15 protein-coding genes are annotated in these 16837 nt (G+C 59.4%); 3 read left to right on the top strand and 12 right to left on the bottom strand.

The window, feature by feature from the left end; translation table 11 throughout:
- Positions 1-12: 12 nt before the first annotated feature.
- The 7 genes from greA to grpE form a co-directional block, all read right to left on the bottom strand.
- Complete coding sequence (greA, locus tag AC3IT6_RS03635; RefSeq protein WP_223448209.1) at positions 13-489, bottom strand: transcription elongation factor GreA; 477 nt, start codon at positions 487-489, stop codon at positions 13-15.
- Between the two features lie 2 nt (positions 490-491).
- Entirely contained in the window at positions 492-3713 is a 3222-nt protein-coding gene (gene carB / locus AC3IT6_RS03630) for a carbamoyl-phosphate synthase large subunit (RefSeq protein ID WP_095942405.1), read from the bottom strand.
- A gap of 117 nt (positions 3714-3830) precedes the next feature.
- Positions 3831-4967: a glutamine-hydrolyzing carbamoyl-phosphate synthase small subunit gene (gene carA / locus AC3IT6_RS03625; protein ID WP_046038697.1), complete on the bottom strand. Its 1137-nt coding sequence runs from the start codon at positions 4965-4967 to the stop codon at positions 3831-3833.
- Between the two features lie 259 nt (positions 4968-5226).
- Entirely contained in the window at positions 5227-6030 is an 804-nt protein-coding gene (dapB, locus tag AC3IT6_RS03620) for a 4-hydroxy-tetrahydrodipicolinate reductase (RefSeq protein WP_056728226.1), read from the bottom strand.
- Positions 6031-6040: 10 nt separating this feature from the next.
- Positions 6041-7165 carry a molecular chaperone DnaJ gene (dnaJ, locus tag AC3IT6_RS03615; protein WP_057716482.1) on the bottom strand — a complete coding sequence of 375 codons (1125 nt, stop codon included), beginning with the start codon at positions 7163-7165 and terminating at the stop codon, positions 6041-6043.
- 294 nt (positions 7166-7459) lie between these two features.
- Positions 7460-9376, bottom strand: a complete 1917-nt coding sequence (gene dnaK, locus AC3IT6_RS03610; RefSeq protein WP_223448140.1) for a molecular chaperone DnaK — start codon at positions 9374-9376, stop codon at positions 7460-7462.
- 102 nt (positions 9377-9478) lie between these two features.
- Positions 9479-10045 carry a nucleotide exchange factor GrpE gene (grpE, locus tag AC3IT6_RS03605; protein ID WP_008047467.1) on the bottom strand — a complete coding sequence of 189 codons (567 nt, stop codon included), beginning with the start codon at positions 10043-10045 and terminating at the stop codon, positions 9479-9481.
- Between the two features lie 240 nt (positions 10046-10285).
- Here grpE and recN point away from each other — a divergent pair, with 240 nt between their 5' ends.
- Positions 10286-11959 carry a DNA repair protein RecN gene (gene recN / locus AC3IT6_RS03600; protein ID WP_489354319.1) on the top strand — a complete coding sequence of 558 codons (1674 nt, stop codon included), beginning with the start codon at positions 10286-10288 and terminating at the stop codon, positions 11957-11959.
- Positions 11960-12039: 80 nt separating this feature from the next.
- Here recN and fur read toward each other — a convergent pair whose 3' ends face one another.
- On the bottom strand, positions 12040-12444 hold the full coding sequence (fur, locus tag AC3IT6_RS03595; protein ID WP_003197684.1) for a ferric iron uptake transcriptional regulator: 405 nt from the start codon (positions 12442-12444) through the stop codon (positions 12040-12042).
- A 97-nt stretch (positions 12445-12541) separates the two neighbouring features.
- On the opposite strand from fur, the gene AC3IT6_RS03590 reads away from it, so the two are divergent.
- Positions 12542-13069 carry an outer membrane protein assembly factor BamE gene (locus tag AC3IT6_RS03590; protein ID WP_110657812.1) on the top strand — a complete coding sequence of 176 codons (528 nt, stop codon included), beginning with the start codon at positions 12542-12544 and terminating at the stop codon, positions 13067-13069.
- A gap of 61 nt (positions 13070-13130) precedes the next feature.
- Here the strand turns inward: AC3IT6_RS03590 and AC3IT6_RS03585 are convergent, their stop codons facing one another.
- From AC3IT6_RS03585 to AC3IT6_RS03575, 3 genes are read right to left on the bottom strand one after another with little or no spacing between them, the layout of a single operon-like run.
- Positions 13131-13445, bottom strand: a complete 315-nt coding sequence (locus AC3IT6_RS03585) for an RnfH family protein (protein WP_223448142.1) — start codon at positions 13443-13445, stop codon at positions 13131-13133.
- Positions 13438-13872: a type II toxin-antitoxin system RatA family toxin gene (locus AC3IT6_RS03580; protein ID WP_103394085.1), complete on the bottom strand. Its 435-nt coding sequence runs from the start codon at positions 13870-13872 to the stop codon at positions 13438-13440. Before AC3IT6_RS03580 ends, AC3IT6_RS03585 begins: the two co-directional genes overlap by 8 nt.
- 7 nt (positions 13873-13879) lie before the next feature.
- Entirely contained in the window at positions 13880-15283 is a 1404-nt protein-coding gene (locus AC3IT6_RS03575; protein ID WP_489354318.1) for a sodium-dependent transporter, read from the bottom strand.
- Positions 15284-15401: 118 nt separating this feature from the next.
- Between AC3IT6_RS03575 and smpB the strand changes: the two genes are divergently transcribed.
- A complete protein-coding gene (gene smpB / locus AC3IT6_RS03570; protein WP_007993569.1) occupies positions 15402-15884 on the top strand; it encodes an SsrA-binding protein SmpB in 483 nt (160 codons plus the stop codon).
- Between the two features lie 154 nt (positions 15885-16038).
- Here smpB and AC3IT6_RS03565 read toward each other — a convergent pair whose 3' ends face one another.
- Complete coding sequence (locus AC3IT6_RS03565; protein ID WP_150754333.1) at positions 16039-16806, bottom strand: GntR family transcriptional regulator; 768 nt, start codon at positions 16804-16806, stop codon at positions 16039-16041.
- Positions 16807-16837 lie beyond the last annotated feature (31 nt).

Raw genomic sequence — 16837 nt, 5'->3', positions numbered from 1 at the left:
GGGCGCTGGCCTTCAGACGTGGCGAACTTCGACAATCTCGTACTCGATAACGCCACCAGGCGTTTTCACGGCGACCACATCACCCTCTTCCTTGGCAATCAAGGCGCGGGCCAGTGGCGAGCCGACCGAAATCTTGCCGAGTTTGAAGTCAGCCTCATCCTCACCCACGATGTGGTAAGTGACGCGCTCATCCGTCTCGACGTTGGCGATTTCAACGGTGGTGCCGAAAATCACTTTGCCGGTGTGCGCAATGGTCGTGACATCAATGATGACCTGATTCTGAATCCGGCCCTCGATGTCACGAATGCGCGCCTCGACCATACCCTGCTGCTCGCGGGCAGCGTGGTATTCGGCGTTTTCCTTCAAGTCACCCAACTCGCGGGCCGTACCGATGTCCTGGCTGAGCTTCGGACGAACGACCTTGGTCAGGTGAGTGTGTTCTTCTTCCAGGGCGCGAGCGCCCTGAACGGTCATTGGGTACTTCGTTATGCTCATGCCTTCAATCCTGCGTGTAGATCCTGCAAGCGGCGTACGGTCTTCTCGGGACCGAACTTCAGCGCTTCGCAGATGGCTTCGCCAGCAGCAATAGTGGTGGTGCAGTAAATCTTGTGCTGCAAGGCATTACGACGAATGGAGTACGAATCAGCGATCGACTGACGACCTTCGGTGGTGTTGATGATCAGCGTGACTTCGTCATTCTTGATCATGTCGACCACGTGCGGACGACCTTCGGTCACCTTGTTCACACGGCGCACTTTCAGGCCTGCAGCCTCGATCAGCTTGGCAGTACCGGCAGTGGCGACCACTTCGAAGCCCAAGTTGATCAGATCACGGGCCACGCCCGCAACCAGTGGCTTGTCGTCGTCACGTACGCTGATGAACGCGGTACCACCGGTCGGCAACACTTCGCTGGCACCCATCTGGGCCTTGGCGAACGCTTCACCGAAGGTGTCGCCCACGCCCATCACTTCACCGGTGGACTTCATCTCTGGGCCGAGGATCGGGTCAACGCCAGGGAATTTGGCGAATGGGAACACCGCCTCTTTCACGCTGTAGAAGTTCGGGATGATTTCCTTGGTGAAGCCAATTTCCTTCAGGGTCTTACCAGCCATGACGCGAGCCGCGATCATTGCCAGGGAAACACCGATGCACTTGGACACGAACGGCACGGTACGGGAAGCACGCGGATTGACTTCGATGACGTAGATGTCGTCGCCTTGCAGCGCCAACTGCACGTTCATCAGGCCGATCACGCCCAGTTCCAGGGCCATTTTCTTGACCTGTTCGCGCATCTCGTCCTGGATGTGCGCCGGCAGCGAGTACGGCGGCAGCGAGCACGCGGAGTCACCAGAGTGAACGCCGGCCTGCTCGATGTGCTGCATGATCGCGCCGATTACCACGTCCTTGCCGTCGCATACCGCATCCACGTCCATTTCGATGGCGCAGTTGAGGAAGTGGTCCAGCAGCACCGGGCTGTCGTTGGACACTTGAACCGCTTCGCGCAGGTAGCGCTTGAGTTCTTCTTCTTCGTAGACGATTTCCATCGCACGGCCGCCCAGTACGTAGGACGGACGCACCACCAGCGGGTAACCGATCTTGCTGGCGGCACGAATCGCTTCGTCTTCGCTGCGCACGGTGGCGTTTGGCGGCTGACGCAGGTTCAGGCGCTGGACCATCTGCTGGAAGCGCTCACGGTCTTCGGCACGGTCGATGGCGTCAGGGCTGGTACCGATGATTGGCACACCGGCGGCTTCCAGGGCACGCGCCAGTTTCAGCGGGGTCTGGCCGCCGTACTGGACGATCACGCCTTTTGGCTTCTCGACGCGGACGATTTCCAGCACGTCTTCCAGGGTCACTGGTTCAAAGTACAGGCGATCGGAAGTGTCGTAGTCAGTGGAAACGGTTTCCGGGTTGCAGTTGACCATGATGGTCTCGTAGCCGTCATCGCGCAGGGCCAGTGCCGCGTGTACGCAGCAGTAGTCGAACTCGATGCCCTGGCCGATACGGTTAGGACCGCCACCCAGGATCATGATCTTGTCGCGACCCGATGGCGCCGCTTCGCACTCTTCCTCGTACGTCGAGTAGAGATAGGCAGTATCGGTGGCGAACTCGGCAGCGCAGGTGTCGACGCGCTTGTAGACCGGGAAGATTTCCAGCTTGTGACGGTGAGCGCGCAGGCTCTTCTCGGTCACACCCAGCAGCTTGGCCAGGCGCATATCGGAGAAGCCTTTGCGCTTGAGGCGGAACATCAGGTCGCGGTCGATGCTGGTCAGACCCAGGGTCTTGACCTTCTCTTCTTCCTTGATCAGGTCTTCCATCTGCACCAGGAACCAAGGGTCGATCATGGTCATGCCGAAGATGTCTTCGACGGTCATGCCGGCGCGCATTGCGTCCGCCACGTACCAGATACGCTCGGCACCCGGCACGGTCAGCTCGCGCTTGAGCACGCTCATGCTTTCCGGGTTGGCCAGGTCAACCTTCTCGTCCAGACCGCAAACGCCCACTTCCAGACCGCGCAGGGCTTTCTGCAGGGATTCCTGGAAGGTACGGCCGATGGCCATGACTTCACCCACCGACTTCATCTGAGTGGTCAGGCGCGCGTCAGCCTTGGGGAACTTCTCGAAAGCGAAGCGTGGCAGCTTGGTGACGACATAGTCGATGGACGGTTCGAAGGACGCCGGGGTCTTGCCGCCGGTGATGTCGTTCGACAGTTCGTCGAGGGTGTAACCCACGGCCAGCTTGGCCGCGACCTTGGCGATCGGGAAGCCGGTGGCCTTCGAAGCCAGTGCCGAGGACCGCGATACACGCGGGTTCATCTCGATCACGACCATGCGGCCGGTGTTCGGGCAGATACCGAACTGAACGTTGGAACCGCCGGTTTCCACGCCGATCTCGCGCAGTACCGCCAGGGAGGCGTTACGCAGGATCTGGTATTCCTTGTCGGTCAGGGTCTGTGCAGGAGCCACGGTGATCGAGTCACCGGTGTGCACGCCCATCGGGTCGAAGTTTTCGATGGAGCAGACGATGATGCAGTTGTCCTTCTTATCGCGGACAACCTCCATTTCGTATTCTTTCCAGCCGATCAGCGATTCGTCGATCAGCAGCTCTTTGGTCGGCGACAGATCCAGACCACGGGCGCAGATTTCTTCGAACTCTTCACGGTTGTAAGCGATACCGCCGCCGGTGCCGCCCATGGTGAAGGACGGACGGATGATGCACGGGAAGCCAAGCTTTTCGAGGACCGCATTGGCCTCTTCCATGCTGTGGGCGATACCGGAACGCGGGCACGCCAGGCCGATGGATTTCATCGCCTTGTCGAAACGCGAACGGTCTTCAGCCTTGTCGATGGTGTCGGCGTTGGCACCGATCATTTCTACGCCGAACTTCTCCAGGACGCCTTCGCGCTCCAGGTCCAGGGCGCAGTTCAGAGCGGTCTGGCCACCCATGGTCGGCAGCAGCGCGTCCGGGCGCTCTTTCTCGATGATCTTGGCAACGGTCTGCCACTTGATCGGCTCGATGTAGGTGGCGTCGGCCATGGCCGGGTCGGTCATGATGGTGGCCGGGTTGGAGTTCACCAGGATGACGCGGTAACCCTCTTCGCGCAGGGCTTTGCAGGCCTGGGCGCCGGAGTAGTCGAATTCGCAGGCCTGGCCGATCACGATCGGGCCAGCACCAAGAATCAGGATGCTTTTAATGTCTGTACGTTTTGGCATGGGTTTGTCACTCAAATCCGCAGGTCAGTCGGCAAGCCGTCTTGTTCAATCTCTGAAGCCTTGAGGGGGCCGCCAGTACGGGGCCACCCTCAAGCTTTGCTACATCAGGGCGAGCGATCAGCGTCGCTTGGCCATCTCGGTGATGAAGCGATCGAACAATGGCGCTACGTCGTTCGGGCCAGGGCTGGCTTCCGGGTGACCCTGGAAGCTGAAGGCGCTCTTGTCGGTACGCTCGATACCTTGCAGGGTGCCGTCGAACAGCGATTTGTGGATCGCGCGAACGTTGGCCGGCAGGGTCGCTTCGTCTACGGCAAAACCGTGGTTCTGGCTGGTGATCATCACCACACCGCTGTCCAGGTCCTGGACGGGGTGGTTGGCACCGTGGTGGCCGTGACCCATTTTCAGGGTCTTGGCGCCGGAGGCCAGGGCCAGCAGTTGGTGACCGAGGCAGATACCGAAGACCGGGATCTCGGTTTCCAGCACGTCCTTGATCGCCTGGATCGCGTAGTCGCAAGGCTCCGGATCACCAGGGCCGTTGGACAGGAACACGCCGTCCGGCTTCAGCGCCAGCACATCGGCAGCAGGGGTTTGCGCAGGCACGACGGTCACGCGGCAACCGCGCTCGACCAGCATGCGCAGGATGTTCACCTTGACGCCGTAGTCGTAGGCCACCACGTGGTACGGCAGCTCGGAGGCTTCGATGGTCGCGTGGCTGTCGGTTTTCAGATCCCAGACAGTCGAGCGCCACTCGTAGCTTTCCTTGGTGCTGACGACTTTCGCCAGGTCCATGCCCTTGAGGCCAGGGAAACCCTGGGCGGCGGCGATGGCGGCGGCTTCTGAAATGTTGTCACCGGCCATGATGCAGCCGTTCTGCGCGCCTTTTTCACGCAGGATGCGCGTCAGGCGGCGGGTGTCGATACCGGCGATGGCCACAACATTGTTGGCCTTCAGGTAGTCGGACAGGGACATCGTGTTACGCCAGTTGCTCGCCACCAGTGGCAGGTCACGGATGACCAGGCCGGCAGACCAGACGCGGTTGGACTCGGCGTCCTCCGGCGTGGTGCCGGTGTTGCCGATGTGCGGGTAAGTCAGGGTAACGATCTGTTGGGCGTAGGAAGGATCGGTAAGGATTTCCTGATAGCCGGTCATTGCGGTGTTGAATACCACCTCACCAACGGTCTGACCGTCGGCTCCAATGGCTTCGCCGCGAAAAATGCTGCCATCAGCAAGGGCGAGTATGGCTGGCTTAGTCAAGAAGACCTCCCGTAAATAAAGCCTGAAAGGGCGATCGCAGGTTGTAAAAAAGCGGAGTGACGTATGGACACGTCACCCCGCTTCTTCACTGAATTATTCTGCGCGCTTTTAGTGGACACACTAAAGCTGTAGCTTACAGAAAAAGGCCTTTTTGGTCTACCGCCAATGAGCCTTAAAGGCTGGAGAATGCGACAGGACGTCGCTAGGCGGAACAAAACCGGGCTCAAACGCTGTGCGCGAGCCCGATTTCGGGTGCATCTTAACGCAGATCGAGCACGTCTTGCATGTCGTAAAGGCCAGGCTCGCGCCCGTCCAGCCACAATGCAGCACGTACCGCGCCTTTGGCGAAGGTCATGCGACTGGACGCCTTGTGGGTGATCTCGACACGCTCGCCATCAGCAGCGAACAGCACGGTGTGATCTCCAACGATGTCGCCGGCGCGCACGGTAGCGAAACCAATGGTCTCGCGCTCGCGAGCACCGGTCTGACCTTCACGGCCATACACCGCCACCTTCTTCAGATCGCGACCCAACGCATCGGCAATCACCTCACCCATGCGCACGGCAGTGCCGGACGGCGCATCGACTTTGTGCCGATGGTGAGCTTCAGTGATTTCGATGTCGACATCGTCGCCCAATACGCGAGCTGCCGTGTCGAGCAACTTCAGGCACAGGTTGACGCCGACACTGAAGTTGGCGGCGAAGACAATCGGAATGTCCTTGCCCGCTTCCGCCAGCAACTGCTTTTCTTCAACGCTGAAACCGGTGGTACCGATGATCATGGCCTTGCCGTGTTTACGGCAGAAAGCCAGGTTCTTCAGGGTCACCGTCGGGTGCGTGAAGTCGATCAGCACGTCGAACTCATCGACCACCCGGTCCAGATCACCGGACAGAGGCACACCGATACGACCCAGCGCAGCCAGCTCACCGGCATCCGCGCCAACCAACGTGCTGTCGGGACGATCCACCGCCGCCGTCAGACCGGCGCCCGGGGTTTGCTGCACCGCTTCAATCAAAGTCTTGCCCATGCGCCCGGCGGCGCCCATCACTGCAATACGTCGCATGCCTGCCTCCTTACAAATCGCCGAAGAAGCGCTTCACGCCTTCGAACCAACCGGTGGTTTTTGGCGAATGGCTGTTGTCATCCGCCAGCGAACTACGGAATTCCTCGAGCATTTCACGCTGGCGACGGCTCAGGTTGACCGGAGTCTCGACCGCCACACGGCACATCAAGTCACCGGCACCACCGCCACGCACAGGCGCGACACCCTTGCCACGCACACGGAACTGCTTGCCGGTCTGGGTCCCCTCAGGGATTTTCAGTTTGACCCGACCATCAAGGGTCGGAATCTCCAGCTCGCCACCCAGCGCCGCATCGACGAAGCTGATCGGCACTTCGCAGAACAGATGCTTGCCGTCGCGCTGGAAAATCGAGTGCTCGCGCACGTTGATCACCACGTACAGGTCGCCAGTCGGCCCACCCTGGGCACCCGCCTCGCCTTCGCCGGACAGACGAATGCGGTCACCGGTATCGACACCGGCCGGCACTTTCACCGACAGGGTCTTGTACTCTTCGACACGACCTTCGCCGTGGCAGGAATCGCACGGATCGGAAATGATCTTGCCCTGGCCATGGCAGCGCGGGCAGGTCTGCTGCACCGAGAAGAAACCTTGCTGCATGCGCACTTGGCCGATACCGCCGCACGTCGGGCAGGTCACCGGCGCAGAACCCTTCTTGGCGCCGGAGCCGTCGCAAGGCTTGCAGTTGACCAGCGTCGGAACGCGGATGTTCACGGTCGTACCGCGCACCGCCTCTTCGAGGTCCAGTTCCAGGGTGTAGCGCAAGTCACTGCCGCGCTGCGCGCCGCCACGGGAACCGCCGCGACCGCCACCGAAGAAGTCACTGAAGACATCGCCAAAGATGTCGGAGAAGTTCTGACCACCGAAACCGGCACCGCCGCCACCCATGCTCGGGTCGACACCGGCATGACCGTACTGATCGTAGGCCGCGCGCTTGCTGGAGTCGGACAGCACTTCGTAGGCCTCGTTGGCCTCCTTGAACATTTCTTCCGACGCTTTGTCATCGGGATTACGGTCCGGGTGATGCTTCATCGCCAGGCGACGGTAGGCCTTCTTCAGGTCTGCTTCGCTTGAGCCACGCTCAACACCCAACACTTCGTAATAGTCACGCTTTGCCATAAGTCTTTGCACTCTTGAGGACGTCCGGCACAACCCTCCTGAGTCTGCCGAACTCGTTGAGCCCCAATACAGGCCCGGACCCAACTCACGTCAATTCAACGATCCTGGTCTTTATTTCGATGGCACTTTCAGCTCGGAAAGCAGGAGCATTCCCGACCATGCCAACAACACGCGAACCTTGTCGCATGCTGTAAAAATTCGCGTATTCCAGATACGCCAACGCGGGAGCAAGCTCCCGCGCGGCGACATCCTACCAGTCACCGCCTGAAGGCAGTCAACCGGCCGACCAACAACTTACTTGTGGTCTTTGACTTCTTCGAACTCGGCATCGACAACGTCGTCAGCCTTTTCCGCCTTGTCGCCCTGCGGTGCAGCGCCTTCAGCAGGCTGAGCCTGTTCGGCGTACATCTTCTGCGCCACTGGAGCGGAGACTTTCGACAGTTCTTCAACCTTGGCGTCGATAGCAGCCTTGTCGTCGCCTTTGACAGCGGCTTCCAGGGCAACTACGGCAGCTTCGATTGCAGTCTTCTCTTCGGCAGTCACTTTATCGCCGGCATCGGCAACCATTTTGCGCGTCGAGTGAACCAGTGCATCACCCTGGTTACGGGCAGCAGCCAGCTCTTCGAACTTGCGGTCTTCCTCGGCGTTCGCCTCGGCATCACGCACCATGCGCTCGATTTCTTCGTCGGACAGACCGGAGTTGGCCTTGATCACGATCGACTGAGTCTTGCCGGTAGCCTTGTCCTTCGCACCGACGTGCAGGATGCCGTTGGCGTCGATGTCGAAGGTCACTTCGATCTGCGGCACGCCACGTGGAGCTGGTGGAATGTCGGCCAGGTCGAACTTGCCCAGGGACTTGTTCTGTGCGGCTTGCTTACGCTCGCCTTGCAGCACGTGGATGGTCACGGCGCCCTGGTTGTCGTCGGCAGTCGAGAACACTTGCGATTTCTTGGTAGGAATCGTGGTGTTTTTCTCGATCAGCGCGGTCATCACGCCCCCCATGGTTTCGATACCCAGGGTCAGCGGGCTGACGTCGAGCAGCAGAACGTCTTTCACGTCACCAGCCAGTACCGCGCCCTGGATAGCAGCACCCATGGCAACCGCTTCGTCCGGGTTGACGTCTTTACGAGCTTCTTTACCGAAGAACTCGGTTACCAGCTTCTGAACCAGCGGCATACGGGTCTGACCGCCCACCAGGATCACGTCGTTGATCGCGCCAACGTCGATACCGGCATCTTTCATGGCGATGCGGCAAGGTTCGATGGTGCGCTGAACCAGGTCTTCCACCAGCGCTTCGAGCTTGGCGCGGGAGATCTTCACGTTCAGGTGCTTAGGACCGGTAGCGTCTGCAGTGATGTACGGCAGGTTCACGTCGGTCGACTGGCTCGAGGACAGTTCGATCTTGGCTTTTTCAGCAGCTTCTTTCAGGCGCTGCATGGCCAGCGGGTCGCCCTTGAGGTTCATGCCGCTTTCTTTCTTGAATTCGTCGACGAGGTAGTCGATCAGACGAATGTCAAAGTCTTCACCACCCAGGAACGTGTCACCGTTGGTGGCCAGTACTTCGAACTGGTGCTCGCCATCGACTTCAGCGATTTCGATCACGGAAACGTCGAAAGTACCACCGCCCAGGTCGTAAACGATCACGGTGTGATCGCCCTTGGCCTTGTCCATACCGTAAGCCAGAGCGGCTGCGGTTGGTTCGTTGATGATACGTTTTACGTCAAGGCCAGCGATGCGGCCGGCGTCTTTGGTCGCCTGACGCTGGCTGTCGTTGAAGTAGGCCGGAACGGTGATCACCGCTTCAGTCACGGTCTCGCCGAGGTAGTCTTCGGCGGTCTTCTTCATTTTCTTCAGGATTTCAGCCGAGATTTGTGGCGGTGCCATTTTCTGGCCGTTCACTTCAACCCAGGCGTCGCTGTTGTCAGCCTTGACGATCTTGTAAGGGACCATCTGGATGTCTTTCTGCACGACTTCTTCGTCGAAACGACGACCGATCAGACGCTTCACCGCATACAGGGTGTTGTGCGGATTGGTCACGGCCTGACGCTTGGCCGACTGGCCAACCAGGATTTCGCCATCGTTGGCGTAAGCGATGATCGACGGCGTGGTACGCGCGCCTTCAGCGTTTTCAATAACTTTTGCCTTGCCGTTTTCCAGCACGGAGACGCAGGAGTTGGTAGTCCCCAGGTCGATACCGATAATTTTGCCCATGTTCACTCTCCCGAAACTTTGGATTTGGTTGCCGCAGCAGTGGTGGCTAACTGCGGTAGCACTTAAACGCTTGACTTATAAATGGGGGCCTTGCGGCGGATTTCAAGCCTGCTCGTCAATCGAAGGCGAAACCGGCGCAGGCGCCTTGCTGACCACGACCATCGCCGGGCGCAGCAGGCGACCATTGAGCTGATAGCCCTTCTGGAACACCTTCAGAACACTGTTCGGCTCGACATCGGCGCTTTCCTGCATGGCCATTGCCTGATGGTGAACGGCGTTGAACGGTTCGCCATGCGGATCGATCGCTTCAAGCTGATAACGCTTGAGAGTGTCCTGGAACATTTTCAGGGTCAGCTCGATGCCTTCGCGCATCGGACGGATGCTTTCGTCGTCCGGGCTGGACAGTTCCAGGCCACGCTCCAGGCTGTCGACGATCGGCAGCAGGTCGCCGGCGAATTTTTCCAGCGCGAACTTGTGAGCCTTCTCCACATCCTGCTCGGCGCGACGGCGGACGTTCTGCAGATCGGCGGCTACACGCAAAGCCTGATCCTGAGCGCCTGCCAGTTGCTCTTCGAGCACTTGTACACGAGCCGCCAGGTCATCACCCGAAGCCTCGGGCGCCTGGTTGGCGTCTGGGTTTTGCGTATCCACTGTCTGTTCGTCAGCCATAGATTTCTCCTTTCAATTTCGTCCGCGAGCTCAACTCGCGCTTCTGCCCAGCTATATGGGGCCGCAAAACCCGGCTTCAAGGGGGCTCAACGATTAACCCTACAAAAAACAACTGCTTTGTCATTGCCGGTCGCGATAAAGCTTTCGTCGGACCAAGCGAATCGAGCTAACGAGGGGCATTGTCAGCCAGAAACAAAACACTGTATAAATAACCAGACCTAACACCTGGGAGCGGCCCATATGCTGGTGCACCTGTCCGTACACAACTACGCCATCGTTGAACATCTCGACCTCGAACTCGATCGCGGGATGAGCGTGATCACCGGGGAAACCGGCGCGGGCAAGTCGATCATGCTCGACGCGCTGGGCCTTACCCTGGGTGATCGCGCCGATAGCGGCGTGGTCCGCCCCGGCGCCGACAAGGCCGACATCCTGGCCACCTTCGACCTGGTCGACATTCCGGAAGCCAGCGCCTGGCTGGCCGAACGCGACCTCGAAAACGACGGCCCGTGCATCCTGCGCCGGGTCATCACATCCGAAGGTCGTTCGCGCGGCTACATCAACGGCACGCCCTGCCCGCTTGGCGACCTCAAGGCGCTGGGCGAGCTGCTGATCGACATTCACAGCCAGCACGAGCACCAATCCCTGCTCAAGACCGATACCCACCGTCGCCTGCTCGATGAATATGCCGGCGCGACCGATCTGGCCCGCCAGGTTCAGTTGGCCGCGCAACGCTGGCGTCAGACCCGTCAGGAACTGGAGCGACTCTCCAATTCCGGCGACGAGCAACGCGCCCGCCATCAGTTGCTCAGCTATCAACTCGAAGAACTGGAAAACCTTGGCCTTGGCGACAACGAACTGGAGCAGCTAGAGCAGGAACACAAGAACCTGACCAACGCCGAGACCTTGCTCGGGATCTGCCGGCAAGTCGTCGAGCAATGCAGTGAAAGTGATTCCGGAAATGTACTGAACGCCCTCACCGCCAGCCTCAACCGCCTGTCGAGCGTGAACAGCTCGATCGGTGCGCTAGGCGAAGCCAGCAGCTTGTTGACCAGTGCACAGATCCAGGTTGAAGAGGCCGTTGGTGAGCTGAACCGCTTCCTCGACAATTTCGACGCCGACCCGTCGCGCCTTCAATACCTTGAAGAGCGCCTCGACGCGATCTACACCCTGGCGCGCAAACACCGCATCCAGCCGACCGAAGTCGCCGAGATGCAGCAGAAGCTGCTGGATGAAATCGAAACCCTCAACGCCAACGACGAATCCATCGAGCGGCTGAGCGACGAGTTGTCTTCATATGCTCGTCACTATCAGGAAAAGGCTCGGGAGCTGAGCGATCTACGTCATCAAGCCTCGAGCAGCCTGGCCAGCGCCGTGGAACAGGAAATCCAGCGCCTGGGCATGCCTGGCGGCCGCTTCACCATCGAACTGCGCCCAAACAGCAGCAACGAACTGCTGCCTAACGGACTTGAACAGGTTGAACTGCTGGTCAGCGCCAACCCGGGCCAACCATTGAAAGCTTTGGCAAAAGTCGCATCCGGAGGCGAACTGTCGCGGATCAGCCTGGCGATTCAGGTCATCACCGCGCAGACATCTCGCGTTCCCACCCTGGTGTTCGACGAAGTGGATGTTGGTATCGGCGGTCCGACCGCGGAAATCGTCGGCCAGTTGCTGCGCAGGCTCGGCGAGCGCGGGCAGGTACTGACCGTGACCCACTTGCCGCAAGTGGCGGCGCAAGGTCATCAACATCTATTTGTGCATAAAGTGCGCGGCGAAGATGCCACCCGCACGGCCGTTTCCAAATTGAGCAAAAACGACCGCGTCGAAGAAGTCGCACGGATGCTGGGCGGCATCGACCTCACCAAGGAATCCCTGGCGCACGCCAGGAAAATGGTGGTGGCCGCAAAAGCCTGAATAAATAAAGGCAGAAAGCACGAAGGCGACCCTGGGGTCGCCTTCGTTCGTTTCGCGAACCTCAAGTTCGCGCGACATGCTTACTTTTTCTTGCGCACGTACAGCACCAGATTGTGATCAACCATCTCGAAGCCATACTTGTCGACGATTGCTTTCTGAAGCCGCTCGATTTCTTCGTCGAAGAATTCGATCACTTCACTGGTTTCGACGTTGACCATATGGTCGTGATGCTTTCCGTCGTCCAGCTCGAAGACCGCATGGCCTCCGTCGAAGTTGTGCCGCACCACAAGGCCAGCTGCCTCGAACTGGGTCAGAACACGGTAAACCGTGGCCAGACCGACGTCCTCACCAGCCTCCATAAGGGCCTTGTAGACATCCTCGGCACTCATGTGGCGCTGCTCGGCGGAATCGAGCATTTGCAGAATTTTGACCCGTGGCAGGGTCACTTTGAGGCCGGCTTTGCGTAGTTCGCTATTTTCAACCATGGTCAGCTTTCTCGCGATGCTGCTTCGCAGCTTCTCTTAATGCGGGTATGATCGGCGTTTACGTTGTCCCAGCCAAGATAGTGGAAGTCGCCCACCGATGCAAAACACCAAGCTCTTGCTAACCAGTTTCACCTTTGTGGGACTGCTCGCACTCGCCGGTTGTTCATTCCCCGGGGTTTACAAAATCGACATCCAGCAGGGCAATGTCGTCACGCAGGACATGATAGACCAGTTACGCCCGGGAATGACCCGTAAGCAAGTACGGTTTATCATGGGCAACCCTCTGCTGACTGACACGTTCCATGCCGATCGCTGGGATTATCTGTACAGCCTGCAACCGGGTGGCGGTGAACGCCAACAGGAACGCATTAGCGTTATCTTCAACCCAAATGATCAGCTTGTCAGCCTCTCCGGTGACTTCATGCCAGGCGTGAGCCGTGACGAAGCCATTCTCGGCAAGGACAGCGGCACTACAGTGGCTGCCCCGGCAGAAAACGTCGAGAAGCCAAAACCGGAAAAACCGGTCAAGCCAGGTTCGTTGCTGGATCAGATCCAGAAGGACGTCGACGGTGTAGAAACCGTTCCGGTCCCGACGCCGCAACCACTGGAAACCTCGCCGCAATAATTTGCGACGCAATAAAAAGCCCGGCTTGCCCGGGCTTTTTATTGTCTGGCGTTCAAGCCACTCACTGATTCCGCGCCTTGGCCTCGGCAGCTTTCGCCGCGCGCAGCCGACGCACCTCTTTCGGATCGGCCAGCAGTGGCCGGTAAATCTCGATACGATCCCCCGCCTGGACAGACCGACGCTCTGGATCGGCTACAACCTTGCCGAAGATCCCCACAGGGCAATTGGCCAGATCCAGCTCCGGAAACTCCTCAGCCACGGCTGACCTGAGCAGAGCTGCCCGCACGCTCGTCCCGACAGGCACGGCCACTGTCAGCAGCACCTGACGGTCTACGGCCGCGTAGACCACCTCGACTTCAATCATGACCTCAACCATGTATCTGCTTGGCGCGCTGGCAGAACGCATCCACCAAGGTATTGGCCGCCTGGTTGAACAGTGGCCCCAGGGTGGCGCGAACCAGCGGCCCGGCATAATCGAACGACAGATCGAGGCTGATCTTGCAGGCCTTCTCGCCCAGCGGCTTGAATACCCACACGCCATGCAACTGATTGAACGGGCCTTCCTCAAGGTTCATTTCGATTGATTGACCGGGAACCAGGGTATTGCGCGTCACGAAATGCTGACTGAGGCCACCCTTCGCCACGCCAACGCTCGCCCGCATATGCTCAGGTGAGCTCTCCAGGACTTCGGCCGACGAGCACCACGGCAGAAACTCCGGATAGCGCGCCACGTCGTTAACCAGGTCATACAGCGCTTGCGCCGGGTACGGCAGCAAGGCCGAACGTGAAATGTGTGTCGTCATGTCAGCGTCACTTCCACAGCTGGGCGGCAAACACTACGAGAATGCCGATGGGCGCCACATAGCGCATCAAGAACAAGGACAGGCCAAACAGCGCAGGGTTGCGGATCGACAACTCGTCGCGCACCGTTTCACGCCCCATGATCCAGCCCGCAAACACCACGAAACACAAACCGCCAAGCGGCAACATGAGTCGCGAGGTGAAGAAATCGATCACACCGAAGAAGTCCAGACCACCGGTTGCTCCCCATTGGTAGAGGTGGAACATCCCGCCTTCGTTCACGAAGAACTTGGCCTCTTTCCAGATATTGAAGGAGAACACCGTGCCCAGACCGACAAACCAGCAGCTGAAAGCCAGCCAGAAGGTGACCCAGGCACGACTCACTTTAGTGCGCTCGACCAGGTAGGCCACCATCGGTTCAAGCAGGGAAATCGCCGAACTCCAGGCAGCGACCGCCACCAGCACGAAGAACACCACACCCATCAATTGCCCGAACGCCACGTTACCGAAGGCAAACGGCAGGCTGACGAACATCAGGCCCGGCCCTTCGCTCGGATTCAGGCCCGCTGCGAACACAATCGGAAACAATGCCAGGCCGGCCACCAGGGAAACGAAAGTGTCGAGCAGCGCTACGCCAACGACCGTACCTGATATCGACGAGTTCTTCGGCATGTAGGCGCCATAGATCATGATCGAGCCCACGCCCACGCTCAGGGAAAAGAACGCATGCCCCATCGCGGGCAACAAGCCGTCCATGACCTTTTCCGGGTGGAAGTCGAACATGAAATGCACGCCCTCCATGAAATGCCCGGTGGTCATGCTGTAGCCCAACAACACAAGAATCATCACGAACAGCAGCGGCATCATGATGCGCAAACTGCGCTCAAGCCCGGCAACCACGCCCTTGGCGATCACCACCGCGGACAACAGCATGAAAATCGTGTGCCAAAGTGTCAGGCGCCAGGGATCGGCGATCACATTGCCGAAGTAAGCCCCCACCTGATCCGGCGTCGCGCCCTGGAAGTCGCCACGCCCCATGTCGATGATGTAATCCAGCGACCAGCCGCCGACCACACTGTAGAAAGACAGGATCAACAATGCCGTGATCATCCCGGCAAATGCGCCCCAGGACCATTTGGCGGAGTGCCCCGCCTCGACCGCCAGGATCTTCAAGGCATTGGCCGGGCTCTGCCGGGCACGCCGGCCGATCAGGGTTTCCGCCAGCATGACCGGCACCCCGATCAGCGCGATGCAGGCCAGGAACATCAGGACGAAGGCACCGCCGCCATAGACGCCGACCATGTACGGGAATTTCCAGATACTACCCAGCCCCACGGCCGAACCGGTCGCGGCGAGTATGAAGACCCAGCGGCTAGCCCAACTGCCGTGGACAGAAACCTTGTCTGTCGACATCGTTATCACGCCCAAGCGTTCAAAAAAGAGGCCGCATTGTCCGGGATTCAATCAACCTGCTCAAGCACGTAGCAACACCGTAGCCGACTCGCGTGCAACTCCCTATAATGCCGCCCCTATGGCTAAACAGAAGAAACACCCAACAGGGACCATCGCGCAAAATAAAAAGGCGCGACACGATTACTTCATCGAACATCGGTTCGAGGCTGGTCTGGTCCTGGCCGGCTGGGAAGTAAAAAGTCTGCGGGCAAGCAAGCTGCAGCTGGTTGACAGCTACGTGCTGCTCAAGGATGGCGAAGCCTGGCTGCTCGGCAGCCACATTACGCCCCTGACGACCGCCAGTACCCACGTCATCGCGGATCCGGTGCGCACCCGTAAGTTGCTGCTCAACCGGCGCGAGCTGGAAAAGCTGGCCGCGGCCGTGCAGCAAAAGGGTTACGCCTGCGTGTGCCTGTCCTGGTACTGGAGCAAGCACATGGTCAAGTGCGAGATCGCCCTGGGCAAGGGCAAGAAGGAATACGACAAGCGCGACACCGAGCGCGAACGCGACGCCGGTCGCGAGTTGCAGCGTGCGGTGCGCAACAAGGGCAAAGAAGAGTAATTCTTTCGCCTTGAGCCCCCTTCGCGGGCAAGCCCGCTCCCACAAGATCCATGGATGCCGACGTTATGCGGCAGACCTGGAACCTGTGGGAGCGGGCTTGGTCCGGGCGGCGATCCGACGAAAGCAATCTCACAAACAATATAGAACCGACTGGCTACATCCCCTTGCGCCGCTCCGCCCGGGCCATGCGCTGCACTTCCTGACGCACTTCTTCCAGCACCTCCTGCACATACAAAATATGCCGGCTGGAAACTTCCCGCGCCTGCTCCGCACGCCCTTCGATAATTGCCTGATACAACTCCCGGTGCTGCGTGATCAACATGTCGCGGGTTTCGGTGCGCTGTTTGTACATGCCACCGATGTTGGTCACGACGTTGCGCTTGAGCAGGTCGAACAGCCCGCGAATGGTGTGCAGCAACACGGCATTGTGGCTGGCCTCGGCGATCGCCAGGTGAAACCTTGCGTCCGCCGCCCCCTCTTCGGCACGACTCACCTCTTCGTGACGCGAATAGCAGTCCTGCAATTCGTTGAATGCCGCGGTCAGCCGCTCGCGATCCACCTCCGTGGCACGCAGCGCCGCGTAGTAGGCGCAAGACGCTTCCAGCGTATGGCGAAACTCCAGCAGATCGCGTTGCGCCTCGGGATTGCTTTCCAGCAGATGCAACAAGGGGTCACTGAAGGTGCTACCCAGTGATTCCACCACATAGTTGCCGCCGCCCTGGCGACTGACCAGCAGACCCTTGGCGGTCAGCTTCTGAATGGCTTCGCGCAACGAAGGGCGTGACACACCAAATTGCTCGGCCAGCGCGCGCTCGGCCGGCAAACGCTCACCCGCTTTCAGCGTGCCCTCGAGGATCATGCCCTCAAGCTGCTCGACAATATCGTCAGACAAACGGCGCTGACGAATCTGATCAAACCCCATAACTCGATTACTCCACGATCCGACGGCTCGC

The sequence above is a fragment of the Pseudomonas sp. KH_017 genome (genome assembly GCF_057840285.1).
Note: the sequence above shows the minus strand (reverse complement) of the source record. Positions and strands in the feature narration are given on the sequence as shown.